Origin of the sequence: Hyphomicrobium sulfonivorans (assembly GCF_013306565.1) — a bacterium.
Lineage (GTDB): Bacteria > Pseudomonadota > Alphaproteobacteria > Rhizobiales > Hyphomicrobiaceae > Hyphomicrobium_A > Hyphomicrobium_A sulfonivorans.
This window is the reverse complement of record NZ_PZPO01000005.1, coordinates 244899-269349: the sequence shown is the minus strand read 5'-3', so window position 1 is coordinate 269349 and position 24451 is coordinate 244899. Positions and strand designations below refer to the sequence as shown.

Sequence of the window (24451 nt, the reverse complement as noted above, 5' to 3'; positions counted from 1 at the left end):
CGATCATTAAAAGGTTAGTTTCGCCGCATGTGGGAAGACTTTCTGCTGTTTGTCGCCGTCGGCTTCGCCGCGCAGATGGTGGATGGTGCTATCGGCATGGCCTATGGCGTCACGTCCTCCTCGGTGCTGCTGAGCATGGGTGTGCCGCCGGCCACCACCAGCGCCTGCGTGCACGCGGCTGAAACTTTCACCACCGCGGTTTCGGGCACGGCCCACTGGAAACTCGGCAACGTCGATCGCAAGCTGCTGGTCCGCCTCGCCGTACCCGGCATGATCGGCGGCGCGCTCGGCGCTTACGTTCTCACCAATATCGATGGCGACACCATCCGTCCGTTCATCAGCGCCTATCTGCTGCTGCTTGGCGTGCTGATCGTCTGGAAAGCGGTTGCGAGCCGCCCGTCTGAGGGTGCTCAGCCGTCGCGGGTTGTGCCGTTGGGATTTTTCGGTGGCCTGTTCGATTCCATCGGCGGCGGCGGCTGGGGTCCGATCGTCACCTCGACGCTGATCGGCCAGGGCACCAAACCGCGCTATGCCATCGGCTCGGTCAATCTCGCTGAGTTTTTCGTCACGCTGACGATTTCGGCCACCTTCATCATGACCATCGGCCTCGACCTGTGGCCCATCATTGCCGGTCTGATCATCGGCGGCATCATCGCTGCGCCCTTCGCCGCTTACGCAACCAAGGTGTTGCCGGACAAAGCCTTGATGATCCTGGTCGGCTGCGTGGTCGTTATCCTGAGCCTTCGCACCATCATCTCGGCACTCACATAGAGCCTTATCAGCGTTTCGTTGAATCGCGGAAAGACTCTAAACGTTTGTTTTCTCGTGCTTCTTGTCGGAAAGCCGGTTCCCACTTTTCCGGAAGCACTCTACGGGGCACCGCGCATTTCAGTTTCGTCGGCCAGACGTGCTAAGCGCTGTCCGGTCTGTTCAACATAACGGAGCGTCCGGCGTTCCCGGCGCGGACAATTGAATCGCTGATCGGCACCTGATGGAATTGTTTTTCTCAACCGGCTGGCCGGTCGTCATCATCGGCGGCTTTGCGGTTGGCTTTCTGGTGGGGCTGACCGGCGTCGGCGCCGGCTCACTGATGACGCCGTTTCTGATTTCGGGCCTGGGCGTGCCGCCCATTCTTGCAGTCGGCACCGATCTGCTGTTCGCCTCGATCACCAAGGCATCGGCAGCCTGGCGTCACAACCGGCTCGGCAACGTCGACTGGCCGATCGTGAAATGGATGGCGCTCGGCAGCTTGCCGGGTGCTGCGGCCGTGCTGGCGTGGATGTACCTCACCAAGCCCGATGTGCACGTGCTGTCGATCATCATCCGTGAGGTTCTTGCCGCCGCGCTTGTCATCAGCGCGCTCTGTGTCGCCGCCTATCCGCTGCTGAAGCGGCGCGCCAACCGTAATGGCAACGGCGCCGCTGCGACTGACAATCCGCCCGTGCGGCGCGCCCCGACGCTGGCGCTAGGCATCATCCTGGGCGTGCTTGTCGCGCTCACGTCGGTCGGCGCGGGCGCCATCGGCGTCGTGGCGCTGACGGTGCTGTATCACACCATGTCGGCCCGCCGCCTGATCGGCACCGACATCGTGCACGCCATCCCGCTCACCTTCCTGGCGGGCATCAGCCACTTCGGCATGGGCCACGTCGATCTGACGATACTGGGCCTGCTGCTGATCGGCTCGGTGCCGGGCATCGCATTAGGATCGCGCATCACCAGCATGGTGCCGGACTGGGTGCTGCGCGTCGTGCTGGCGCTGGTGCTGGGCTGGGCGGCCTACTCCCTCATCGGCCCGCTGGCGCACTGAGCGCTGATGCACTGAGTTCCCGCGAGAGCTCCGAGCCTGCGAACGCGCACGCGCGGCCAGCGTCGTGGGCGCGAAGCGAGCGCCGCCTCGCGTCGCTGCATCCGATTGCGCAGTGTTGCTGAACCATCCCCATAACGAAAAAGCCGTCGCGCTCTGTCCAAGGACAGTGCGCGACGGCTGTCGTCACATGCAGGTGAAGTGACGTAACTATATCGGCCAGCGTGGCGACAACGCGCCTGACGCTGGCGAAACCGGGTATCCGCAGGCTGCTGCTATTCCGCCGCCGCAACCTTTACCGGCGCAAGATCAGCGTGGAAGCGATTGCCGCCGGTCGTTGCCTGAACATAACCGGCGCGGATGGCAAAGTCTCCGAAATGTTCGCCCTGCTCGCGCTCCTTGGCGTAGCGGGCGAAGATCGGATCCAGCAACCGCACAATACCACTTTTATCGACGTCCTCGGCATAAAGCTTGTTCAGCCGCTCGCCGTTAAATGCCGCACCGAGGTACAGGTTGTAAAGCCCTGGATTACGGCCGACGAGACCGATCTCGGCCAGATAGGGACGCGCGCAGCCGTTGGGGCAGCCGGTCATGCGGATGACGATCTCGTCGTCGCGCAGGCCGGCGCGATCGAGTGAATCCTCAAGCGCCGTCACCAGCTCCGGCAGGAAACGCTCGCTCTCCGCCAGCGCAAGACCGCACGTCGGCAACGCGACGCACGACATCGAGTTGCGCCGCATGCCCGAAAGATCGGTGCCGATGTCGATGCCATGCTGCTTCAGGATGGCTTCGATCTTCGCCTTGCCCTTGGCTTGCACGTTGGTGACGATGACGTTCTGGTTTGCAGTGACAACAAACCCGCCCGGATGGACTTCCGCAATCTCGCGCAACGCAGAGCGCAGCGTCCAGCCCGGCACATCCTTGATGCGACCGTTCTCGATGTAGAGCGTCAGGTGCCATTTCTTGTCGGCGCCCTGCGTCCAGCCGATCACGTCACCGGTTGAGGTGAACTCGTACGGCCGCGCCTCGCCCAGCTTGTAGCCGAGACGCTTCTCGACTTCGGCGCGGAAGTTCTCGAGGCCGTGATCCTCGATGGTGTACTTCAAACGCGCGCGCTTGCGGTTCTCGCGATTGCCCCAGTCGCGCTGGACAGTGACAACTTTCTCGGCAACGTCGATGGCCTGCTCCGTCGTGCAGAAGCCCATCACGTCGGCCGGGCGCGGGAAGGTTTCGGTATCGCCGTGGGTCATGCCCATGCCGCCACCGACAGCGACGTTCCAGCCGACAAGCTTGCCGTCCTCGACGATAGCGATGTAGCCCAGATCGTGCGCGAACAGATCGATGTCGTTCGATGGCGGCACAGCCACCACGATCTTGAACTTACGCGGCAGATAATGCTGCCCGTAAATTGGCTCTTCCTCCGGCTCCGCAGCGCGCGTCTTGTCGACCACCTGCTCACCGTCCAGCCAGATCTCGTGGTAAGCGCCAGTGCGCGGCAGCAGATGCTCGCTGACATTGACAGCAAGTTCGTGCGCAGCCGTGTGCGCCTTCGTCAGATACGGATTGGACGCCGCCAGCACGTTGCGGTTCACGTCACCGCAGGCGGCCAGGGTATCGAGCAGCGCCGCGTTGATGGCCTGCATCGTGCGCCGCATGTTCGGCTTGATGACGCCGTGGAACTGGAACGTCTGGCGCGTCGTCAGCCGAAGCTGATCGTTGGCATAGGTACCCGCGATCGCATCAAGCTGCAGCCACTGCTTCGACGTCGTCACGCCAGCCGGCAGACGCACGCGGATCATGAAGCTGTAAGCCTTTTCCAGCTTCTTCTTGGTGCGCTCACCGCGCACGTCGCGATGGTCCTGTAGGTACGTGCCGTGGAACTTCGTGAGCTGGCTGTCGTCCTCGGAGATGGCACCCGTTGAGACATCCGCAAGACCTTCTGAGATGGTCCCGCGCAGCAGCCGGCTGTCTTCCTTGATGTGTTCGTTCTTTGAACGCTTGTCAGTCATGTCGTCCGTCCTGTCAGAGTGCCCCCAGGCCACCCTTTTTAATATACGTCGCGCTGATACCGGCCCGCCTTGGCGAGTTCCTTCAGCTTTGCGCGGCCAACCTCGTCATCGCCGCGCGCCGTTTCTGCAAGGATGCGCGCCAGCGTGTCATCGACGTCGCGCGCCATGCCCTTTTCGTCACCGCAAACGTAGAGGTGCGCACCATCGGCAATCCAGTCGAGCAGTTCCTCGCGCCGATCCCACAGACGATGCTGCACATAGATCTTTTCCGGCTGATCGCGCGAAAACGCAACGTCGATACGGCTGAGCGTTTCAGAAGCCAGATGCTCCTGCCATTCGAGCTGATAGAGGAAGTCGTTGGTGAAGTTGCGCTCACCGAAGAACAGCCAGCTTTTGCCCTTGTGCTCCAGCTCCGCACGCTCTTCGATGAAGCCGCGATAAGGCGCAACGCCGGTGCCGGCGCCGATCATGATGATCGGGCGATTGCCATCCTCCGGAATGCGGAAGTGACGGTTCGGCTTCACGTAGACGCGCACTTCATCGCCGGTCCTGCGACGGTCGGCGAAATAGGTCGAGCAAACACCGCGACGCTCGCGGCCGTGGGATGCCCAGCGAACGGCGCCGACCAGCAGATGCGCCTCGCCCGGATGCGCCTTGGGGCTGGAAGCCACCGAATAGAGGCGGCCCGGCAGCGGACGCAGCAGACTGAACAGCTGCTCGGGCGTCAGCTTCTCGCTGTAGGTCTCGAACAAATCGACAAGCTGGCGATCGGCGGCGAAAGCGGCAAAGGCTTCCGGCTCCAGCAGCTTGGCGGCATCGGTGCGCTGCGTCAGCTTCGAGAACGCCTCGATCAGCGGACGCGACAGCGTGGTGACGTCATAGCGCTCGCGCAGCTTCTTCACCACCTCACCGTCGGCGCCAAGACCAACGGCTTCGGCAACTTCCAGCGCGAGCTGCGGATCGTTCTCCGGCACCACGCCGATGGCATCGCCGGGCAGATACGAGAAGCCAGGTGCATCGGCTGCGATTTCCACATGCCAGGTCTCGCGGCTCGAACCGGTGCCGTTGAGATCGACCAGCGCGGTGATCTCACCGGTGAGCGGGCTCTCGACCGTGTAGCGCGGCTCGTCGTCGTCTTCAGCAAGCAGCGGCGACTTGAAATCAACATGCACGACGGTGGCGTTGCCCGCATCGGCCGGGGCCAGCTCGCCCAGCGCCTTCTCGGTCCACTCGGCCGCCTGCTTGGCATAATCGAGGTCGAGATCGATGCGATCGAATGCACGCACACCGCCCAGCGCTGCGAGACGCTCGTCGATTAGTCTGCCGGTAGCGCAGAATTCGACGTAAGCGGAATCGCCCAGCGCCAGCACCGCGAAGCGCACGCCATCAATGCGCGGCGCCTCATCGCTCATCAGCGCGTTATAGAAATCGACGGCGCGGCTCGGCGGATCGCCTTCGCCCCAGGTGGCCGCATAGACCAGAATGTTCTTGGCTTTCTTCAGCAGGTCGAAGTCGGCATCGGCGAAATCGACGATGCGAGCATCGAGTCCGTGCTTCTGGGCGATTTTCTTGGATCGCAGCGCCAGCGCTTCGGCGTTGCCGCTCTCGCTTGCATAGAGCACCGTCAGCGGCTGGCGCGGCTTCTGGGCTGGAGCGGCCGCAACCGCGCCACCACCCTGGGCAGCCTCAAAACCGGCGAAGAAACCCGCCAACCACGCGCGCTGCTGCGGCGTCGTGCGCGCGACCACGCTATTGAGGACTTCAATCTCCTCCTGCGTGAAGGGCGCATTCTTCGGTAGCAACGGCTGGGCGGTCACACTCGCCTCCTTGAGTTTATGGCACTGCGGCGCAAAGGAGCGCTGATCGTTTCTGAACTATGCTGATTTGTCTGCACGACTATCGGCATACCTGCTCGGCATATGCGTCAATGGCCTGCGAGCCTTTATCAGGTCCGCTCCCCGAAGCAATGCGCGCCCGGTATACCTCGACACGCTGTGGCCGCGACAGCCCTGCGCTCGCCCAATCCAAACCAACAAAAATCACTGCGGGACTGCGTATACCCGTATCCGCAATGGCCTGCACCAGCGATCGAAGATCCGTCTCTATGACCCGCTCGCTGGGCAGCGTGCCGTTTTCCACGACCACGACCGGGGTTTCGGGATCTGCTCCGGCGGCCAGCAGGTGCTTGCAGTAATGATCTGCGGTCCTGACACCCATGTAGATCGCGAACGCCTGCCCCGGCCGGGCCAGAGCGGGCCAATCGAGGTCGATATCGCCCTCGGACGAAGCACCGGTCACAACGGTGAACTGCCGGACCCGGTTGCGCTGCGTAACCGGCAGCCCGATGCTGGCCGCGCAGGCGTGGGCCGCCGTGATGCCCGGCACCACCGTCACCGGCACGCCAGCCTGGCGCACAGACGCCATTTCCTCGGCGGCACGGCCAAAAACGAACGCGTCGCCGCCCTTGAGCCGCACCACGCGATGGCCTTTCAAAGCCTCGCGCACGATGATGCGGTTGATTTCTTCCTGCCGGTGGGAATCCCCTTCCGGCCCCTTGCCAACGTCGATGCGCGCGGCGTCGCGGCGCGCGTATTCGAGGATCGCGGGATTGACCAGCCGATCCGTCACCAGCACATCGGCCGACTGCAAATATTGCTGCGCTTTCAATGTGATGAGGTCTGGCTCACCGGGGCCGCAGCCAATCAGAACCACGCTGCCGACCGGGTGGCCAAGCTCGCGGGCAGCTTCAATCTGGCGCTCAAGCTCACGGTTGGCCTCTTCGCTGTTTCCAGCGAGCGCCGCATCGCGCCAAGGCCCCTGCAGCAATGATTCCCAGGTCCGGCGGCGCAAAACGGGATCGAGAATAGTGTCCTTGACGCGCTGACGGAGCGCCTGGGCACGGTGGGCGATATCGCCGAAGCGTGCCGGCAGCCAGTCCTCCAGCCGCGCCTTGATCTCGCGGGCGAGAATGGGCGCGGCGCCTTCCGTGCCGATGGCGACAACAACCGGATCGCGATCAACAATCGCGGGCACGATGAAACTGCTATCGGCCGGGCCGTCGACCACATTCACGGCAATGCCCCGCGCGTGGGCCGCTGCCGCGACGCTCTTGTCGAGGGCCTCATCATCGCTGGCGGCAAAAACCAGCACCGCGCCATCGACATCGCTATCGATGAAAGCGCGTGCCTCGACCGTCAGGTTCTCAAAGCCGGCATCCAGGATCTCGGCGCACACGTCCCCATCGACAAGGCGCACCCGCGCCGTCGTCTTTGCCAGCAGACGCAGCTTCTGCAGCGCTTTCTCGCCACCACCGACGACAAGCACTTCGCGCTGCTCAAGATCGAGAAAAACAGGGAAGTATCGCAACGCCTTGCCTTTCGCTGCTCACGCGCTGATCAACCGGATATCGCGTAGGGCACCAACTGGGCGAACCGCGCAAGGGCGGCTCCGCATGTCAGTGACTGACGTTATAGTTTAACAAAGTAGTTTTTTCTATTCTCCCGACCGTAACGAGGAGAAATAAGAACAAAATCCCTTCGCATCACCGCATTCTGAAATTGCATTTCCATCTTGCGGGCCAACGCCCCCGGTAAAAGACCCCTGGCGGGTCTAACTCCGAAAGGGCGGGCGAACCTGCCGCCCCGGACCTCGCCCCTGACGCGCTAACACTTTGGTCTACATCGCCCCTTGCGCCGCTTGCGGCATTTTTCCCGACATCAGCCGAACCGGCGCATCCCCGGCCACTCCGGTGGCATTGACACAGATCAACTGCTCCCTCGGCGCTCACGGCCAAATGCCTGAGTCAATTGCCATTCTACCCATGCTCAGCTGACGTTTTTCACACGGCATTGTGAGCGCCTTTGACTTCCGTTTCGGGCGGGCCTGTGGTTTATAGCCGCTATGGCGATTGAGGGCTCGCGTGCCTGAAATCGACGAACCGGGGCACCCGTAGAAGGTTAATGCTCCGGTGGATGGGCCCTCGGCGGGGTACATCCGAATAATGGAAACGGCAAAATTGCCAACCGGAGGAAAAGTCATGAAGGTTTGGACCAAGCCCGCAGTTCGTGAGCAGGAAGTTGGCCTCGAGGTTACCTCGTACATGCCGGCTGAGATCGACATCATCTAATTTTTGACTGTCGACTTTGACTCACACTGTCAGTGAGTTTCTTGCAACGGCGGTCGAGGCCTCGACCGCCGTTGTTTTATCGGGCGAAGAACGATCGAGCGCCTACGACGTACGGCCCCAAGCCACATGGCGATGCGTGCTCACATCCAGACAGCAGAAATGATCATAAAAATCCTGGGGTCCGCTGCGGGCGGTGGCTTTCCGCAGTGGAACTGCAATTGCCGCAACTGCACCGCTGTGCGCACCGGCGTGCCCGGCTTCCGCGCGCGCACCCAATCGTCGCTGGCCGTCAGCCGCGACGGCGTCAACTGGGTGCTGCTGAACGCTTCTCCTGACCTGCGCCAGCAGATCAACGAGACGCCCGAATTGCACGCAAAGCCCGAATTTGGCATGCGCCACAGCCCCATCAAGGCCGCGGTGCTGACCAATGGCGATGTGGATCACATCATCGGACTGATCAACCTGCGCGAAGCCCAGCCGTTTTCCGTCTATGCGTCCGACCGCGTGCTGGCGACCATCAACGCCAACTCGGTGTTTCAGGTGCTGGCCGAACAGCACGTGCCGCGCATCGAGATGAAGCTGAACGAGCCCTTCGCGCTGACCGGCGCGGGCGTCGATCTCGGCCTCACCGTGGAAGCTTTTGCAGTGCCGGGCAAGGTTGCGCTGTACCTTGAAGATACGTCATCGGACAATTTCGGCAGCAAGGACGGCGACACGATCGGTTTGAAAATTACTGATACGGTCGAGAAGAAGTCCTTCTTTTACATTCCAGGCTGCGCGCAGGTAGATGAGAAGCTGGCCGCGCGCCTTAAAGATGCGCCGGTTGTGTTCTTCGACGGCACGCTGTTCACCGACAACGAGATGCTCGATCAGGGTCTGATGCCGAAGACCGGCGCCCGGATGGGCCATATCAGCATGTCGGGCGAAGACGGTTCGATTGCTGCATTTTCCGGCCTGAATGTGGGCCGGCTGGTCTATGTTCACATTAACAATTCAAATCCGGCGTTGGATGAAAATTCTGAAGCCCGCAAAACGATTGAAGCTGCGGGCTGTGAAGTCGGATATGATGGGATGGAGGTGCGGCTATGAGCGATGCGGTGAGCCTTGAGCGCAAAAGCGCCGAACGCGACGCGCAGCAATTGATGCCGGTGGCGGAGTTCGAAGCTGCGATCCGCGCCGTGGGCGCTGAGCGCTATCACGACAAGCATCCGTTCCATCACATGCTGCACGGCGGCGAGCTGACCAAGCCGCAGGTTCAGGCCTGGGCGCTGAACCGCTATTGCTATCAGTCGGCGGTGCCACGCAAGGACGCCGCTCTCATCAGCCGCCTTTACGATCGCGAGCTGCGCCGCGAATGGGTTCACCGCCTGCTGGATCACGATGGCTACGGCGAAGAAGAAGGCGGCATCGAGCGCTGGCTGGTGCTGACGGACGGACTTGGCCTCGATCGCGATTACGTCGTCTCGATGAAGGGCGCGCTGCCCGCCACCAAGTTCGCCGTTGAAGCTTATGTAACCTTCGTGCGCGAGCAGCCGATCACGGTCGCCATCGCCTCATCGCTGACGGAACTGTTCGCGCCCAAGATCCATAAGGAGCGCATCTCCGGCATGCTGGAGAACTATCCGGACTTCATCGACGACAAGGTTATGGCCTACTTCAAGCGTCGACTGACACAGGCCCCGCGCGATGCCGACTTCGCGCTCGGCTACGTGCTGGAGCACGCCAAAACCCGCGACGAACAGGAAGCGTGCGTCGATGCTGTTCGCTTCAAATGCAACGTGCTGTGGTCACAGCTTGATGCACTGCAAAATGCCTATGTCGAAGGGCGTGTTCCGCCCGGCGCATTCCGACCGGAGGCCTGAAAAATGGGCGAACCTACACCACGCCAGCGAACGGTGATCGCAACCGACAGCAAGCCGGTGATGCCCCCATACATCAAGATGCGCTACGACGCCGGGCGCAACCGCTGGATCATCCTGGCGCCTGAACGGCTGTTCGATCCCGATCCCATCGCTGTCGAAGTTTTGAAGCTTTGTGATGGCGCGCGCACTGTCGGAGACATCGCCGCCCACCTATCTAATGAATACAATGCTCCGGCGCAGGATATCGAGGTCGACATCATCGCGATGTTGCAAGACCTCTCCGACAAGGGAGTTGTGAAGGCATGAACGAGATTGCCCCATCCCCGGAAGGCCACGTCAAGGAAGGCACCATAACCATGGATGCCGGCGAGATGCGCTGTGATGCAAACCCGTCATCGCCCACCGCGCCAGATCCTTCTTGCGTCGTGCGTGCGCCGATCGGCCTGCTGGCCGAGCTGACCCACCGCTGCCCGCTCCAGTGCCCCTACTGCTCCAACCCGCTGGAGCTTGAGAAGGTCAACGTCGAGCTGTCGACGGAGGATTGGCAGAAGGTGATGCGGGAGGCGGCGCAGCTTGGCATCCTGCAGGTGCATCTTTCCGGTGGCGAGCCAACCGCGCGCCGTGACCTGGAAGAAATCGTGAAGACTGCCGCTGAGGCAGGCCTTTACACCAACCTCATCACCGCCGCTGTTCTGCTGAAGCGCGAACGGCTGGAGAAGCTGAAAGAGTGCGGGCTGGATCACGTCCAGATCTCCATTCAGGACGTCGACACGCAGGCGGAAAACGCCGATCGCATCGCTGGCTACAAGGGCGGCAGCGCGAAGAAAAAGGAAGTTGCCGGCTGGGTTCGCGAGCTGGGCATGCCGCTGACGATCAACGCGCCGATCCATCGCCATAACATCCACAGCGTCGAAGCCATCATCAACTACGCCGTGGAACTGGGCGCCGGCCGCGTCGAGATCGCCCACGTGCAGTATTATGCCTGGGCACTCAAGAACCGCTCATCGCTGATGCCGACGCGCGATGCCTTCATGGCCGCAGCGCGCCTCGTTGAGCGCAAGCGTGAAGAATTGAAGGGCATCATCGTCATCGACGCCGTGGTTCCGGACTATTACGCCAAGTATCCGAAGCCCTGCATGGGCGGCTGGGGCAGGGGCATCATCAACATCACGCCGTCGGGCCGGGTGTTGCCGTGCCACGCGGCGGAATCGATCACGCACCTTGAGTTCGATAACGTGCGCGACAAGCCGCTTGCCGACATCTGGCTCAATGGCGACGCGTTCCAGAAGTATCGCGGTACGAGCTGGATGAAAGAGCCCTGCCGCACTTGTCCGCGGCGCGAGATCGACTACGGCGGCTGCCGTTGTCAGGCGTTTGCGCTCACCGGCGATGCAGCAAATACTGACCCTGCGTGTTCACTTTCTCCGTTGCATGAGGAGTGGGCCAAGGTGGCTGATGTCGAATCCCATCAATCTCCACCAGCATTTGTTTACCGTCGCCCGGGCGGTGCAACACCCAAGCCGGCGGCCGAAAAAACACCAGTTTCAAGCGACGCTTAAGACCGTTTTCTCCCACGACCTGGAAGCGCAAGTACCAAAGGGTGCGGCATCGTGTTCAGTCCAAGTTCAGAAAAGACTTGGCACAGTCACAGGTGCCATCCGATGATGCGCGCGCCATCCAAACGACGCGCGACGTCGTAACTAGGGAGAAAACGGGATGCTTAAGTGGGTACTGGCCGCAAGCGCTGTGCTTGCGATGCCAACAATGGCTTCTGCTCAGGACGTTGAAGCCGGTCAGAAGGTTTTCGCACAGCAGTGCGCTGCCTGTCACAAGGTTGGTCCGGGCGCCAAGAACGCCGTCGGTCCGGAGCTCAACGGCTTGTCCGAGCGCAAGTCGGGTTCGCTTGAAGGCTACAACTTCTCGCCAGCGCTGAAGACCGCTGCGATTGAGTGGACCGCAGAGAACCTCGACGAGTGGCTTGCCGATCCGAAGAAGAAGATCCCCGGCAACCGCATGCCGTTCCCGGGCGTCAAGGACGAGCTGAAGCGTGGCGACCTGGTTGCCTATCTTGAGTCGCTGAACGCTGACGGCAGCTCGAAGTAATAGGTTTGCTGCGTCGGCGGCCAGCGCGCGCAGAATTTCGATAGCGCTGGCGGCCGGCGCCCCGCCGGGGTGTCGCCGACGCACTCAATTTAGAACGCCGTCAGCCTTCGGGTTGGCGGCGTTTTTATATTTCAGGGGCTCTTATAAAGCTGATCCGGAGGCCGGTGCATTGACGACAATCAATCGCCGACGATCAGTCCAGCCGCTCCATGCCGGTCTTGTCGACGGCGTCATACAGCTCGCGCACAGTCCGGCCACCGATGACGAGAGCGGGTGCGATGTCCATCAGCGGACCAAGCACAAATGCGCGCGCACCGATGTGCGGATGCGGCAACGTGAGCTCGGGCGTGTTGAGTATCGTGTCACGATAGACGAGCACATCAAGATCAATGACACGCGGCCCCCAGCGCTCGATCTCGACGCGCCCCATCTCACGCTCAATCTGTTTGCAGCGGGCCAGCAGATCATGCGGCGCCAGCTCAGTCTTCACAGACATTGCGGCGTTCACGAACCAATCCTGATCGGTCTTGCCCCAGGGCGGCGTCGCATAATCGCCGGAGCGCGCAACAAGGCGCACCTCACCGCTTTGGGTCAACAGCGCGATAGCGCGGTCGATGTTGGCGGTTTTATCGCCCATGTTCGAGCCCAGCGCGACAATGCTGTCGAACGCGAGCCCATTGGGCGTAGCTGAGGACGGGGCAGGAAATACGTGCTTCATGCGACGGGACACTTGGCCATTGGTGATTTCGGCGCCGCAGGAAAGTGGCGGCTATATTCATGCGGGCTTCGGATTGGCGGGTAGCGATGGGACGTTGCGAAGTTTCGCCTGCGCCATGCCAATTTCATGCCCGGCGGCAACCCACTAGGAATACGCCCAAACTGCTGCCCAATCATCGGGACAACCGGCTACGCTCGATATAGCGCAGCCGGCTGCAAGGCAAGTTCGGCACTCTAGCTTGCCAAAAGGTAAACGAAGGCTTTCCGATCAGTCGTATTTGATATAGGCAAAGCGCTGGTCGGCTTCCGGCGTCCCCTCCAGAGCTCCCCCGGCCTTGCCAGGGCGCCAGTGCACGACCTCTTCAATTTTCTGGGCCAATTCCAGATCCTTGGGTGTGATACCCTTGGCGGAGTGGGTGACGAGACGCACCTCAACCCAGGCATAGGAGGCTGTAATATCAGGGTGATGCCACGCCGCTTCGGCCAGATGCCCGACCGTGCTGATGACCATCAGCGTCCCCTTCCATCCGCTGGTCTTGTATGTCCGCCTGATCCAGCCATCCTCGAAGCGCCACGTGGGTAGATTTTTTTCGAGCCACGCGTTGACTTCGGCATCAGGCATGGGCTTTTCGCGCTCAGCCGCCATATTGTCCTCTCCTAGGGGATTTTTCGCACCTGCAGGTTGACCGTAATGCCACCACTGGCCGACGCAATGCAATCTGAAGCGCCTGGGCAGAAGTCGACTGCCCGACCCGAGGCCGTGCGCGTGGAAGCCGCCGCGCGCCTGCATCTGGGTTTTCTGGATCTCAACGGCAGCCTGGGACGGCTTTTCGGCAGCATTGGCCTCGCCATCAACCGCCCGCGTACCGAACTGGTGCTGCGCCGCAGCGACGTTTTCCGTGGCGATGGCCCCGATCATGAGCGCGCGGTCCGGCAGCTGCAGCGTTTTGCGAAACTGTTCGACCTCACCAGCAGCTACGAAATCTCTATCAAGAACGCCATTCCGCCCCACGCCGGGCTCGGTTCCGGCACGCAGCTGGCGGTGGCCGCCGGGGTAGCGCTGGCCGCGCTCGAGGGCATTGACATCACCCCCACCCGGCTCGGCGAAGTCGTCGACCGGGGCGCCCGCTCCGCAATCGGCATTGCGTCGTTTGAGCGCGGCGGGTTCATCGTCGACGGCGGCAAGGGGGGCAGCGACCGGGCCCCGCCGATCATGATCCGCACCGATTTTCCCGAGGCGTGGCGAGCCCTGCTGGTCACGGACCCAAAAGCCTCCGGCGTACACGGCGAGGCGGAAACGAATGCTTTTGCCACCCTGCCGCCGCTGCCCGATGCGGCTGCCGCAAGTGTTTGTCGTCTCGTGCTTATGCAGCTCGTACCCGCCTTGATGGAGGAAGAGATCGAGCCCTTCGGCGACGCCCTGACCGAGATTCAGAAAATTGTCGGTGGCCACTTCGCCGCTGCCCAGGGGGGTAGCCCGTGGACCAGCCCGGCGGTGGGCCGCGTTGTAGAAGCCCTGCGGGCCAATGGCGCCATCGGCATCGGCCAAAGTTCGTGGGGCCCGACCGGCTTCGCATTCGCGCCTTCGCAGGAAATTGCCCAGCGCCTCTATGATTCTTCCATCGAACTCGCTAGAGGCGTGGGGCTTGAAATCATGATCGTCGAGGGTCGCAACAGGGGCGCCACCATCGAAAAGATCACGAACACGTAGTCGATAAAAAAGCCAAGGAAAGTCCTAACATGAGCGACGCCACTCCTATTCTGCACATGCTCTCGCCGCAGAAGCACATGTCTCCCTTCGACGTGAACATGGCAGCGGACGCCGGCTATAAGGTCATCGTTCCCTACATCAACGTGACCCTCGAAGAAGTGACCGCGCTCACGCAGGACGCCATCTTCTCGCGCCCGCCGAACTACGGCACCCGCACCGGCCTGTTCATCGGCGGCAAGGATGCCATTCTGGCCCTCGACATGCTGGACGCCGCGCAGAAGGCACTGGTGCCGCCGTTCGGCCTTTCCACCTTCGCTGACCCGGCTGGTTCGTTCACCACCGCTGCCGCCATGGTCGCCTGCGTTGAGCGCGTGCTGCGCACGAAGTTCAATCGCGGCTGGAAGGGCACCAAGGTTGCCGTGTTCGGCGCTACCGGTGTCGTCGGCTTCGCCTCCTCGATCATCGCCGCGCTGGAAGGCGCCGAGGTTACGCTGGTCGCCCACCGCGGCGTTGACCGCGTCATCAAGTCGGCTGAAGTCTCCAAGGAGCGCTTTGGCGTCGATCTGATCGCCAAGTCGGGCGAAACGCTGGAGCAGAAGCAGGCCATTATCGCCGACGCTGAAGTGGTGTTCGCCGCCGCCGCCGCTGGCGTGCGCGTGCTCTCGGCTGAAGATCTTGCTTTGGCCAAGAACCTGCTCGCCGTTGCCGACGTCAACGCTGTGCCGCCGGCCGGTGTCGAAGGCATGGAGCTGTTCATGGACGGTGGCGAACTGCCGGGCTCGAAGGCTCTCGGCGTTGGTCCGCTCGCCATCGGCGACATCAAGTACAAGACCGAGTCTGGCCTGTTCAAGCAGATGATCAACTCGACCGAGCCGGTTCACTTCGACTTCCGCGCCGCGTTCGCGCTGGCACGGACGCTGACAGCTTGAAGACGGGCGTTCCCGTCCTCATTGCAGCTCTTTCCGGGCGGGGGCTTTGTGCCTCCGCCCGTCGAGCTGGCTACCTGCCATACGTCGCCGATGCCTTCAGCGATCGCGACACGCGCTTAATGGCGGCACAGGCGCTGCGCATTGGCGATGCGATGCGGCTTGGCATCCGCGCAAAGCCGCTGTTTCATGCCCTCGATGCACTGATCGATGCGGCTCCGAAACCTGCCGCCGGAAATCCATCTATTGGCTTGCTGCTCGGCTCCGGCTTTGAAGACCGGCCGAAGCTGGTGGCCGCTCTCGCCCAGCGCTATCGCATGCTTGGCAACAGCGCCGACGCCATCCGTGCCTGCAACGATCCCGTAGCTCTATCAGCCTTACTGCACGCGCGCGGCATTCCCCATCCTGAGACGCGCAAGCTGCCGCCTGAGAACCTCGATGGCTGGCTGGCCAAGCGTATCGGTGGCAGCGGCGGCACCCACATATCAGCCAAGCCGACGCGCGCTCCGGCACCACGTCGCTACTATCAGCGGCGCCTCCACGGCGAAGCTGTTTCAACGCTCGCGCTCGCCGCCAATGGCGCAGCGCGCATTGTCGGTTTCAGCCGTCAGTGGTCGGCGGGCAATGGCCCGCGGCCATTTCGTTATGGCGGCGCTGTAGGACCTGTCGAACTTGCACCCGCTGTTGCTGACGCGATGGCGTTCGCAACGCATGAGGTGTGCAATGCGCTGCAGCTTTCCGGCCTTGTCTCGTTTGATTTTCTGCTCTGCGGCGCGATCCCCTATCTGTTAGAGGTCAACCCACGCCCCGGCGCGACGCTGGATGTTTTCGACGACGAGCATGGCACGCTGTTTCACGCCCACATGGCGGCATGCAGCGGCGAAAATCTTGCGGGCATCGCATTGCCCGAACTGGAAGGCGCCAAGGCGTCTGCCATCCTCTATGCAGACCGCGACCGCTTAACCATCCCCCGTGCTTTTCAGTGGCCGCAGTGGGCCGCCGACATCCCCGATCCTGCCAGCCGTATCCCCCGCTATCGCCCGATAGCGACGGTCTATGCCGATGCTTCAACCACAGATGAGGCATTGCAACGCTGCCGTGAACGCTTGGAGGAATTGGGGTCAATGCTGTATGCACAGGCGCAAAACAGGGAGCGTACTACAGATGCAGATATTCAAAGGCCCCGCCCCTAGCGTTTCGGCCCGCGCTGCTAAACTCGTTGAAACACTCATCGCCGATGCAGATGCGCTGCGCTGCTCGGTGACGACCGGTGCAGCCGGCGAGCGCTGCATTGATCTTGGTGCTGAGGTTCCTGGCGGTCTTGAAGCCGGTCGCCGTCTCGCCGAGATTTGCCTCGGCGGACTTGGCACCGTGACGCTGACGATGGACTCCGGTCTGAAGCGCTGGCCGCTGGCCGTCACCGTCCATGCGATGGAATCCATCACCGCGTGCCTCGGCAGCCAGTATGCCGGTTGGCAGATCACCGACGAAGAAACCGGCTTCTTCGCGCTTGGCTCCGGCCCGGCCCGCGCACTGTCGCGCGTGGAAGAACTCTACAAGGAGCTGGGCTACGTCGACCAGTTCAACAAGGCCACGATTGTCATCGAAGGTGACAAGGCTCCGCCCGCCCCGGCGGCGCGCAAGATTGCAGCCGCCTGCGGCGTGAAGCCGGAAGATCTGACGGTGCTGTTCGCACCGACGGGCAGCCTTGCCGGTACGGTGCAGATTGCTGCGCGCGTGCTTGAGGTAGCGCTGCACAAGGCGCACGCGCTGCACTTCCCGCTCGAGAACATTGCTGACGGTATCGGCACTGCTCCGCTGGCTCCGCCGGTGCCGGACTTCATCGGCGCCATGGGCCGCACCAACGACGCGATCATCTATGGCGGACGCGTGCAGTTGTTTGTGCGCGGTTCCAACGAAGCTGCCGAGAAGCTGGCCAAGCAGCTGCCGTCGAATACGTGCTCGGCATACGGCGAGCCATTCGCCGACATCTTTGCGGCAGCGGGCGGCGACTTCTACAAGATCGACCCGATGCTGTTCAGCCCGGCCGAGGTGATCGTATCCAACCTCGACACCGGCACCACCTTCCACGCTGGTGAGTTGGCACCCGATGTCGTCGACAAAAGCTTCCGCTAACGAAGTCATCACAACAGGCGAATGCGCAGGCTCCAAGGGCCTGCGCATTGCCGTTTTTCTGGAAGAGGAAGCGGGCCACTGGCATGTGCGCCGGCTGGCCAGTGCGTTGCGCGCGCGCGGCGCTGACGTTGTCGTCACCTCGCTGCCGCGCTGCGCATTCGATACCGGCATTGCCAGCGGCATCGACATCCCCGGCTTCAATGGCGAACTGCCCGACGCGGTTTTCGTCCGCTCCATTTCCGCCGGCACGCTGGAACAGATCACATTCCGCCTCGGCATCCTGCATGCGCTGCGTGAGTGCGGCGTGCGGGTGTGGAACGATGCGCGCGCAATCGAGCGCTGCGTCGACAAATCCGCCACCACATTTCTGCTGCATCGCGCTGGCGTGCCGACACCACGCACACGGACGATGGAAACCAAGCCGCCCGCCGATGCCTACGTTGCCGAGGCAGGGCGCGGACTGATTTACAAGCCGCTGTTCGGCTCGCAGGGCAAAGGCCTGCTGCGCATCGACGACGTGGCCGAACTGCCCGATCCCGTCGCCGCCGACAGCATGTATTACCTGCAGGATTTCGTCGGCCCGAGCGGATCGGTGTTTGAAGACTGGCGCGTTATCGTCACCCGCCGCCGCGTTGTGGCCGCCATGGCGCGCCGTGCCGATACGTGGGTGACGAACGTGCATCTGGGCGGCGCGCCGGTTGCGCACGAACCCGACGCGCAGATGGCCGAACTTTCGCAGCGTGCGCTGGCTGCGGTTGGCGGCGATTATGCCGGCATCGATCTCATCCGTGCTCCGGATGGGCGCCTGTTGGTGCTTGAGGTCAACAGCAATCCATCGTGGCGCGGTTTGCAGACCGTGACCGACGTCGACATTGCAGCCGTGATTGCGGAAGATTTCCTGCATACGGTGATCGCGCATCGCCAGAACGGCGCGCGCGCGGCGTATCCCGCAGCCTCAGGCCCACACGCCGAACTGCCGCTGACCGCAAACAGCGGCTTCGCGCCTGCGGGCACTTCGCCTGCCGCAACAACCGGCGTTTCGGTTGAACGTGATCCGGAGAAAACAACGCCATGCCCCGCGTGAGTGAAGCAGAACTGGCCGCGTCATTTGTCGCGGCCTGCCGTGCCGAACTCAATGCGCTCAAGCCTGGCAACGTTCACATCCATGCGCCCGGACACGGCATGGACATCACGCATTTCGAACGCAGCGCCGAAGCTGCCGCACCGCACATTGCTGCCGTCGGTGACAAGGTTGGCGTGCGCATTCTGCGGGCGATGCAGGCGTCATTTGCGGTTGCCGGCTGCAATACCAATCTCGGCATCCTGCTGCTGTGCGCACCGCTCGCCGCCGCTGCGCAGCGCGATGACAGCGTACCGCTGCAGGCGCGGCTACAGGATGTGCTGATCGACCTCGACGCTGAAGATACCGTCGCCGTTTACGAGGCCATCCGCTTGGCCAACCCCGGCGGCCTGGGGTCGGCTGCCGAGCAGGACGTGGCAGAATCACCGACCGTCGGGCTGATCGATGCCATGGCGATGGCCGCCGAGCGCGACCGCATCGCCGGCGCCTACGTCTCCGGCTTCAGCGAGATCTTCGATTTTGGCCTGCCGGTGTTCGCAAACGCCATCGAGGCGACGGGAAATCCACAACTCGCCATCACAAATCTGCACATGGCGTTCCTGAGCTACTTCCCCGACAGCCACATTGCCCGCAAGTATGACGTCAATCTCGCTGAGGCAATCCGCCTCGAAGCGCTCGCGATGGCGCCCGTCTGGCAGCAGGCCGGCGAGGCTAACGCCTTTGATAAATTACTAGAATTCGATGCGTCCCTTAAGCATCGCAATATTAATCCGGGTACCACCGCAGATTTTGTTGTAGCAACTTTGTTCGCCGCTATTCTCAGTTGAGCGCTAACCTCTGTGGGAAGTGTTTAGCCCCCTTGTGTCCGGCCTAGGCCTCAGGCTATTTAGTGCCCGTGCCGAAACAAGGCGCGCCGCTATCTAGCTAACCGGTTCGGGGACACGTTCACCGGACGCAGACAAGGATGGCTATTCGAATCGGGCAGAACCGATGCACCCAGCCCAGGCAGGGTGGCATTGGCGCTCGTTGTGTTTATAGCTTGGGAGATCCCCCCGAAATGTCTAAGATCAACAAGGTACTTCTCGGCGAGTCGCTCGTCGGCGACGGCAATGAAGTGGCGCACATCGACCTTCTGATTGGTCCGCGTGGCTCTGCCGCTGAGACCGCATTCTGCAACGCGCTGACGAACAACAAGGATGGTTTCACCACCCTTCTGGCCGTTATCGCTCCGAACCTGCCCTGCAAGCCGAACACGATCCTGTACAACAAGGTCACCATCAAGGACGCCCGCCAGGCCGTTCAGATGTTTGGCCCTGCTCAGTACGGCGTTGCCAAGGCTGTTCAGGACTCGGTTGCTGAAGGCGTGATCCCGGCTGCTGAAGCTGATGACCTGTTCATCTCGGTTGGCGTGTTCATTCACTGGGAAGCCGCCGACGACGCCAAGATCCAGGACTACAACTACCGCGCCACGAAGGAAGCGATCGCTCGCGCCGTCGAAGGCAAGCCGACCGCTGCTGAAGCAACCGCTCAGCGCAACTCGGTTCAGCATCCCTTCGGCGCCAAGGCTTGAAGCGGACACCGTCCACAGCAGAATGACAACCCGCCTTTGAAGACGGGCCTGCTGCAGCGATTGGGTAGACTGCTTTCTGGACGTTGGAACGGGTAGGACACCGTTACGTTCTGCTCTTTCCCCCTGGTTGGAATGGGTGGAACACCCTTACGTTCTGCTCTTCCCCTTCGCATGACGACATTAAAGGCCGGCGATCTCCCTGAGGTCGTCGGCCTTTATGCTTTCACGGTGCAACGCCGTTGCGAGCAGCACGCCCGATGCGCCAGCACGGTGCGCGGTATCGATGTCAGAGCGGTCGCGCACTCCGCCGGCGGCATAGACACGGCGATCCCCTGCAAGCGTAACGATGGCCACGAGGCGCGCGATATCCGGGCCTTCGCCGGAGCCAACGCGCGCCAGCGTCATCGCGATCACGCTGTTGGGCCACACATGCGCATTGAGCAGCAGTTCCGGCGGCCCCTCGAACGTCTCGCCCCTGAAATCCAGCGACAGAACATACGCGTCGGCGGGTAAAGCCTGCAGCGCTTTGATATCGCTTTCGTCCCTGAGGCTCTCCGAGCCGATCACCGGCATCACCAGGCCTTCGGAAACCCGTTGCGCAGCCTCCTCTGGGCGCGCGCCCTCATCCAGCCACACCCGCATCGATGGCACAGCATCGTGCAGCTGGCGGCCGAGCTGCGGGTTGCCGCCTCGGCCCTCGATGCCATCGAGGTCGGCAACGTAAAGCCCGGAAAACGGATAGAGCGTCGCAAACCCCCGTGCCACCACGACAGGATCGCTGCCGGCGGCAAGAGGCGTTTCGAGTGGGCGATAGTTGGCCCGGTCCCCTTTTACCGCCGCCACCGCCGCCCCGTGGCGCACGTCGAGAACCGGTATGATGTCCATCTGCTTGCCTCCGCGCTCCACCCGTGCAACACGGCCCGGACGCGACGAAGTTTGCAGGCGCGGAGATTCCATGTCCATCACTGCCGGATACGATGTTGGGGGCGCACACCTGAAAGTGGCGCTGGCCGAAGACGGACGCACTGTTGCAGTGCGGCAAATTCCGTGTCCGCTGTGGCAGGGATTGGCTGCTCTCGATGAGGCCTTCGCAACTGCACGCGACCTCACCGACCGCGCACAACATCATGCGGTGACGATGACCGGAGAGTTGTGCGAGGCCTTCCCGGATCGCGTGACGGGCGTTGCGGCGATACTCGACCGAATGGCGCAGCTCACCGCGCAAGCACCATTGCGCATCTGGATCGGCCAGCGTGGCATGGGTTCGGCGGAGCAGGCGCGCGCGCACCCGCTGGATGTCGCTTCCACCAATTTTCTCGCCAGCGCCGCACTGGCCGGGCGACAGGTTGAGAATGCGCTGATTGTCGACATGGGATCCACCACCACCGACATCATTCCCGTCGTCGACGGCATCCCGGTGCCGCGCGGGTTGAGTGACGGCGAGCGCCTGCGCAGCGGTGAGCTTGTCTATTCCGGCACGACCCGAACGGACGTGTCCTGCGTTGCCAAGCGGGCGCAACTGGATGGCATCACCCAGCGCCTAGCTGCTGGGAGCTTTGCCAACATGGCCGACGTCCGCCGCGTTCTGGGTTCACTGCCCGATGACGTCGACCAGCATCCGACGCTTGATGGACGCGGCAAATCCCAGACTGAAAGTCTGGAGCGGTTTGCACGCTGCTTCGGTCGTGATGCGGCAGAATTCTGCGCCGATATCTGGCGCCTGTCTGCCGCTGAGATTGCTGCCCAACAGATGGACGACATTGCCGACGCCATCCAGCACGTGCTTGCAACATCGAAGCTGCCCGCCGCTGCCCCGATCATTGCAGCCGGTGTCGGCGCCTTCGAGATCGCAGCGCTGGCGCAGCGGCTTAATCGTCAGCATCTATCGTTTGCCGATATTGCCAATGCCGACGAAAGCTGCCGCGATTGGGCCACGCGCTGCGCTCCCGCCGTCGCGGTTGCGCTGCTGGCGTAAAATCAGCGGGAGTTATGATCTCGTGATATGCGCGCCGCTATTGTCCGGCGCGCCAGGCGTTGATCTTTTCCATCAGCCAGCCCCATGCTTCTTGTTCGCGCGGACCGGCCGTTTTTGAAATTGCGATATCGAGATACTTGAGCTCGCTGTCGATCTTTTCCGGCGGAAGCATGTGCAGGCGCGTCACCAGCACCGCGCACTCCAGCACCGCCGCCTGCGCGCGGTTGAAACCTTCCCACGGCCGATGGCTCTGCGCGTGCACGACGCGGCAGGAAAAGCGCGGCCGCTGCTCGTCTTCGTGCACGTCAGCAACTTCCAGCTCCCAATGGGAAACCGCATCCGCGAGGCGCACACCCTGCACGTGTTCCACCGGCACCGTGCGCCAGTTCTTGCGCCCGGTAACACCTCCGGCAAAGACGCGCACATCGTCGGTATGGCTGGCAACGGCGAACGGCGTGCGCTCCAGATTGGCCAGCGTGCGCGAGGGGCGGAATGGAGCTATGATCCAGTTGTCGCCGTCGGCGATCAGGCCCAGGGGTGCGATATAGGGCGTTCCATCCGCATCAAGCGTGGTGACGATTGTTTCAACGATGCGCGGCATCAGCAGCTCCCATCGCTCCGGTTCGGCGTGATTTATATCCAGCGCTTAGCGTGGGCGCGGGCTGCACGCAAATATTTCAGCTGTCTCGAAGCAGCTTAGCCAGAACATCGCCATCGCCCGCTCCCAGCACGCGCCACTTTAAGCCAGCGCGCGCGACAATCTCCGGGAAAGCAGCATCGACGATGCCGGCGTCGGCCAGCGCCTGCGGACCAGCATCAGGATCGACGGCGCACGACTTCACCAATACCACTTCGGCATTACCCAGCCGCTCAGCCAGTCGGGCCGCAAGGGCGTCCGATGTCGTGCGCCAATCGTGCGTTATCTGCGGATCGTCAGCGGCAAGCCGATAGGGCATCCAGACCGGCACGCGATCGGCGTCAAACGCCTGCGCAATCTCGGCCACGTCCTCCGCGGGCTGCAGCCTGGGCGCCATATCGGCCAGCAACAGGCCCGTCTGCTGCATGGCCAGCAGCGCCATGCGATGCGCCGTAGCTTGAGAGACGCCGTGCCGCTGATATGCCGCGCGCACTGCGTCCGCGAACGTGCCACCACCGGGCACCACGACGCACGGACGCTGCGCCGCTGTCACCGCACTCAATGCAGTGGCAAGACGCTGACCGTCATCCTCAGCGAGACTGCCGCCGAGTTTCACCACAACGATTGCGTCGGACGAACTCACGTTGGACGGGAACGGACGATCTCGACGCCAACCGCATCGGGTCCGCGCTCCAGCTTTTCGATCCGCACCAGCACCCTGACGATGCGCTTATCTGCGAGACAACGCTCAGCGATGCGGGCCGCCAGCGTTTCGACGAGATTGATATGCCCGGCGGCGACGATGTTTTTCACCGCGTTGGCGAGATCGTCATACGAGGGCACTTCCTCGATGTTGTCGCCCTTGGGCGAAACACCGGCAGCCACCTCGGCCTCAATGGTGAAGCCGACCTTCTGCGTGATGCCCTGCTCTTCGTCGTAAACGCCGATGGCGATGGGCAGCACCAGATTGCGCACGAAAATGCGGTCCAAAATCCTGCCGTCGCCCTGCGTTTTGTTCTGCATCTCGCTCATATCAAGCCTTCCGTTTGCGCGGGCGCCATAGCATCCGGCATTGGCACACGGCAAGCATCGTCACGTGCTGCGCTGCACACAGAAACGGCCTGCCGCACCGCTGCGATGGCCTCAGCGTCCAGCGCGCCGGTGCGATCGCCCGCTCGGCACAGCCCGCCGCGGAAGCCCAGAACATCGGGGCCAAGTGCAATAAGCGGCGCAACATGGTTCACACGCAGCGATCCGGCGAGACCGGCGAACATGCCCGCCGCCTGCACCGCCGCGACAAATGCCGCCAGCTGCTCCGCTGGCACGATATCGCTCAGCGCGCCCTGCCCCTTGGCCGCCGTGTCCAGCATCAAGCCAACGCAACCGGCCGCGGCGGCATGGGCAATGAGCGCCGGATCGATGCCATGGTCGGCCAGCAGCACGCCGACAAGCTGCGCACCGCCCAGATCCAGCGTGCCCAGGCGCGCCAGATTGGCCTCCGGCGCGTAGCGCATACTGAGCCCCACCTTGACGATCTCGATACCGGTATCGGCCATGCGGATGGCAGCCGATGCGATTGCTTCAACATCGTCCGAAGGATCGCCCACCGTCGCGCTAACCGGCACATGCGCGGGCAACGCAGCCCGGATCGCCTCGACACGGGCGAACGGCAGCGCACCCAGCGCGCCTGCACCCGGATCCTTTGCATCGACGATGTCGGCACCCAGCGAAACCACGAGCCGTGCTTCATGCTCGTCTGTCACGCTGGCAAGCATTCTTGCCATCTGGCGCGTG

Annotated in this window: 26 protein-coding genes; 16 read left to right on the top strand and 10 right to left on the bottom strand. The window is 62.6% G+C overall.

Going from position 1 to position 24451, the window contains the following annotated elements; translation table 11 throughout:
- Window positions 1–27: 27 nt before the first annotated feature.
- Window positions 28–771 (top strand): sulfite exporter TauE/SafE family protein, encoded by a 744-nt coding sequence (locus tag C6Y62_RS12725; protein ID WP_173954216.1) that lies wholly within the window; start codon window positions 28–30, stop codon window positions 769–771.
- A gap of 220 nt (window positions 772–991) precedes the next feature.
- The gene (locus C6Y62_RS12720; RefSeq protein WP_083509589.1) at window positions 992–1807 is read left to right on the top strand and encodes a sulfite exporter TauE/SafE family protein; all 816 of its coding nucleotides are present in this window, start codon (window positions 992–994) and stop codon (window positions 1805–1807) included.
- A gap of 272 nt (window positions 1808–2079) precedes the next feature.
- Here the strand turns inward: C6Y62_RS12720 and C6Y62_RS12715 are convergent, their stop codons facing one another.
- From C6Y62_RS12715 to cysG, 3 genes are all read right to left on the bottom strand, one after another.
- Complete coding sequence (locus C6Y62_RS12715; protein WP_173954215.1) at window positions 2080–3813, bottom strand: NADPH-dependent assimilatory sulfite reductase hemoprotein subunit; 1734 nt, start codon at window positions 3811–3813, stop codon at window positions 2080–2082.
- A gap of 38 nt (window positions 3814–3851) precedes the next feature.
- Window positions 3852–5630, bottom strand: a complete 1779-nt coding sequence (locus C6Y62_RS12710) for a diflavin oxidoreductase (protein WP_068461277.1) — start codon at window positions 5628–5630, stop codon at window positions 3852–3854.
- Window positions 5631–5709: 79 nt separating this feature from the next.
- Window positions 5710–7179 carry a siroheme synthase CysG gene (cysG, locus tag C6Y62_RS12705; protein ID WP_173954214.1) on the bottom strand — a complete coding sequence of 490 codons (1470 nt, stop codon included), beginning with the start codon at window positions 7177–7179 and terminating at the stop codon, window positions 5710–5712.
- A 670-nt stretch (window positions 7180–7849) separates the two neighbouring features.
- Here cysG and pqqA point away from each other — a divergent pair.
- The 6 genes from pqqA (at window position 7850) to C6Y62_RS12675 (ending at window position 11904) form a co-directional block, all read left to right on the top strand.
- A complete protein-coding gene (gene pqqA, locus C6Y62_RS12700; protein ID WP_068459450.1) occupies window positions 7850–7939 on the top strand; it encodes a pyrroloquinoline quinone precursor peptide PqqA in 90 nt (29 codons plus the stop codon).
- 159 nt (window positions 7940–8098) lie between these two features.
- The gene (pqqB, locus tag C6Y62_RS12695) at window positions 8099–9028 is read left to right on the top strand and encodes a pyrroloquinoline quinone biosynthesis protein PqqB (RefSeq protein ID WP_173954213.1); all 930 of its coding nucleotides are present in this window, start codon (window positions 8099–8101) and stop codon (window positions 9026–9028) included.
- Between the two features lie 53 nt (window positions 9029–9081).
- Entirely contained in the window at window positions 9082–9801 is a 720-nt protein-coding gene (pqqC, locus tag C6Y62_RS12690; protein WP_280385059.1) for a pyrroloquinoline-quinone synthase PqqC, read from the top strand.
- Between the two features lie 3 nt (window positions 9802–9804).
- The gene (pqqD, locus tag C6Y62_RS12685) at window positions 9805–10107 is read left to right on the top strand and encodes a pyrroloquinoline quinone biosynthesis peptide chaperone PqqD (RefSeq protein ID WP_173954212.1); all 303 of its coding nucleotides are present in this window, start codon (window positions 9805–9807) and stop codon (window positions 10105–10107) included.
- Window positions 10108–10172: 65 nt separating this feature from the next.
- On the top strand, window positions 10173–11360 hold the full coding sequence (gene pqqE, locus C6Y62_RS12680; protein ID WP_420844167.1) for a pyrroloquinoline quinone biosynthesis protein PqqE: 1188 nt from the start codon (window positions 10173–10175) through the stop codon (window positions 11358–11360).
- A 157-nt stretch (window positions 11361–11517) separates the two neighbouring features.
- The gene (locus tag C6Y62_RS12675) at window positions 11518–11904 is read left to right on the top strand and encodes a c-type cytochrome (RefSeq protein ID WP_173954210.1); all 387 of its coding nucleotides are present in this window, start codon (window positions 11518–11520) and stop codon (window positions 11902–11904) included.
- 193 nt (window positions 11905–12097) lie between these two features.
- On the opposite strand, the gene folK is transcribed toward C6Y62_RS12675, so the two are convergent.
- Together folK and C6Y62_RS12665 are read right to left on the bottom strand one after the other, a co-directional pair.
- On the bottom strand, window positions 12098–12622 hold the full coding sequence (gene folK, locus C6Y62_RS12670; protein WP_173954209.1) for a 2-amino-4-hydroxy-6-hydroxymethyldihydropteridine diphosphokinase: 525 nt from the start codon (window positions 12620–12622) through the stop codon (window positions 12098–12100).
- 267 nt (window positions 12623–12889) lie between these two features.
- The gene (locus tag C6Y62_RS12665) at window positions 12890–13267 is read right to left on the bottom strand and encodes a 4a-hydroxytetrahydrobiopterin dehydratase (protein ID WP_173954208.1); all 378 of its coding nucleotides are present in this window, start codon (window positions 13265–13267) and stop codon (window positions 12890–12892) included.
- Window positions 13268–13312: 45 nt separating this feature from the next.
- On the opposite strand from C6Y62_RS12665, the gene C6Y62_RS12660 reads away from it, so the two are divergent.
- From C6Y62_RS12660 to fae, 7 genes are all read left to right on the top strand, one after another.
- Window positions 13313–14332 (top strand): beta-ribofuranosylaminobenzene 5'-phosphate synthase family protein, encoded by a 1020-nt coding sequence (locus tag C6Y62_RS12660; protein ID WP_246274668.1) that lies wholly within the window; start codon window positions 13313–13315, stop codon window positions 14330–14332.
- Between the two features lie 29 nt (window positions 14333–14361).
- Window positions 14362–15261 (top strand): NAD(P)-dependent methylenetetrahydromethanopterin dehydrogenase, encoded by a 900-nt coding sequence (locus C6Y62_RS12655; RefSeq protein WP_068461262.1) that lies wholly within the window; start codon window positions 14362–14364, stop codon window positions 15259–15261.
- Window positions 15258–16451, top strand: a complete 1194-nt coding sequence (locus tag C6Y62_RS12650; protein ID WP_173954207.1) for an ATP-grasp domain-containing protein — start codon at window positions 15258–15260, stop codon at window positions 16449–16451. The genes C6Y62_RS12655 and C6Y62_RS12650 overlap by 4 nt, the downstream gene beginning before the upstream one ends.
- A complete protein-coding gene (gene mch / locus C6Y62_RS12645; RefSeq protein ID WP_068461258.1) occupies window positions 16423–17394 on the top strand; it encodes a methenyltetrahydromethanopterin cyclohydrolase in 972 nt (323 codons plus the stop codon). The genes C6Y62_RS12650 and mch overlap by 29 nt, the downstream gene beginning before the upstream one ends.
- Window positions 17369–18478: an ATP-grasp domain-containing protein gene (locus C6Y62_RS12640; RefSeq protein WP_173954206.1), complete on the top strand. Its 1110-nt coding sequence runs from the start codon at window positions 17369–17371 to the stop codon at window positions 18476–18478. Before mch ends, C6Y62_RS12640 begins: the two co-directional genes overlap by 26 nt.
- A complete protein-coding gene (locus tag C6Y62_RS12635) occupies window positions 18466–19302 on the top strand; it encodes a triphosphoribosyl-dephospho-CoA synthase (RefSeq protein ID WP_173954205.1) in 837 nt (278 codons plus the stop codon). The genes C6Y62_RS12640 and C6Y62_RS12635 overlap by 13 nt, the downstream gene beginning before the upstream one ends.
- 230 nt (window positions 19303–19532) lie before the next feature.
- Entirely contained in the window at window positions 19533–20045 is a 513-nt protein-coding gene (gene fae, locus C6Y62_RS12630) for a formaldehyde-activating enzyme (RefSeq protein ID WP_068461256.1), read from the top strand.
- A 180-nt stretch (window positions 20046–20225) separates the two neighbouring features.
- Here the strand turns inward: fae and C6Y62_RS12625 are convergent, their stop codons facing one another.
- On the bottom strand, window positions 20226–21002 hold the full coding sequence (locus C6Y62_RS12625) for a HisA/HisF-related TIM barrel protein (RefSeq protein ID WP_246274667.1): 777 nt from the start codon (window positions 21000–21002) through the stop codon (window positions 20226–20228).
- Here C6Y62_RS12625 and C6Y62_RS12620 point away from each other — a divergent pair.
- Window positions 21001–22020, top strand: coding sequence for a hydantoinase/oxoprolinase family protein (locus tag C6Y62_RS12620; protein ID WP_173954204.1), 1020 nt, complete (start codon window positions 21001–21003; stop codon window positions 22018–22020). The genes C6Y62_RS12625 and C6Y62_RS12620 overlap by 2 nt on opposite strands.
- 37 nt (window positions 22021–22057) lie before the next feature.
- Here the strand turns inward: C6Y62_RS12620 and C6Y62_RS12615 are convergent, their stop codons facing one another.
- The 4 genes from C6Y62_RS12615 to C6Y62_RS12600 all read right to left on the bottom strand — a co-directional run bounded on the left by C6Y62_RS12615 (window position 22058) and on the right by C6Y62_RS12600 (window position 24441).
- Complete coding sequence (locus tag C6Y62_RS12615; protein ID WP_173954203.1) at window positions 22058–22621, bottom strand: DUF447 domain-containing protein; 564 nt, start codon at window positions 22619–22621, stop codon at window positions 22058–22060.
- A gap of 76 nt (window positions 22622–22697) precedes the next feature.
- Window positions 22698–23300 carry an amino acid kinase family protein gene (locus tag C6Y62_RS12610; RefSeq protein WP_173954202.1) on the bottom strand — a complete coding sequence of 201 codons (603 nt, stop codon included), beginning with the start codon at window positions 23298–23300 and terminating at the stop codon, window positions 22698–22700.
- Window positions 23297–23689 (bottom strand): dihydroneopterin aldolase, encoded by a 393-nt coding sequence (locus C6Y62_RS12605; protein WP_173954201.1) that lies wholly within the window; start codon window positions 23687–23689, stop codon window positions 23297–23299. Before C6Y62_RS12605 ends, C6Y62_RS12610 begins: the two co-directional genes overlap by 4 nt.
- Window positions 23686–24441 carry a (5-formylfuran-3-yl)methyl phosphate synthase gene (locus C6Y62_RS12600; protein WP_173954200.1) on the bottom strand — a complete coding sequence of 252 codons (756 nt, stop codon included), beginning with the start codon at window positions 24439–24441 and terminating at the stop codon, window positions 23686–23688. The genes C6Y62_RS12605 and C6Y62_RS12600 overlap by 4 nt, the downstream gene beginning before the upstream one ends.
- Window positions 24442–24451 lie beyond the last annotated feature (10 nt).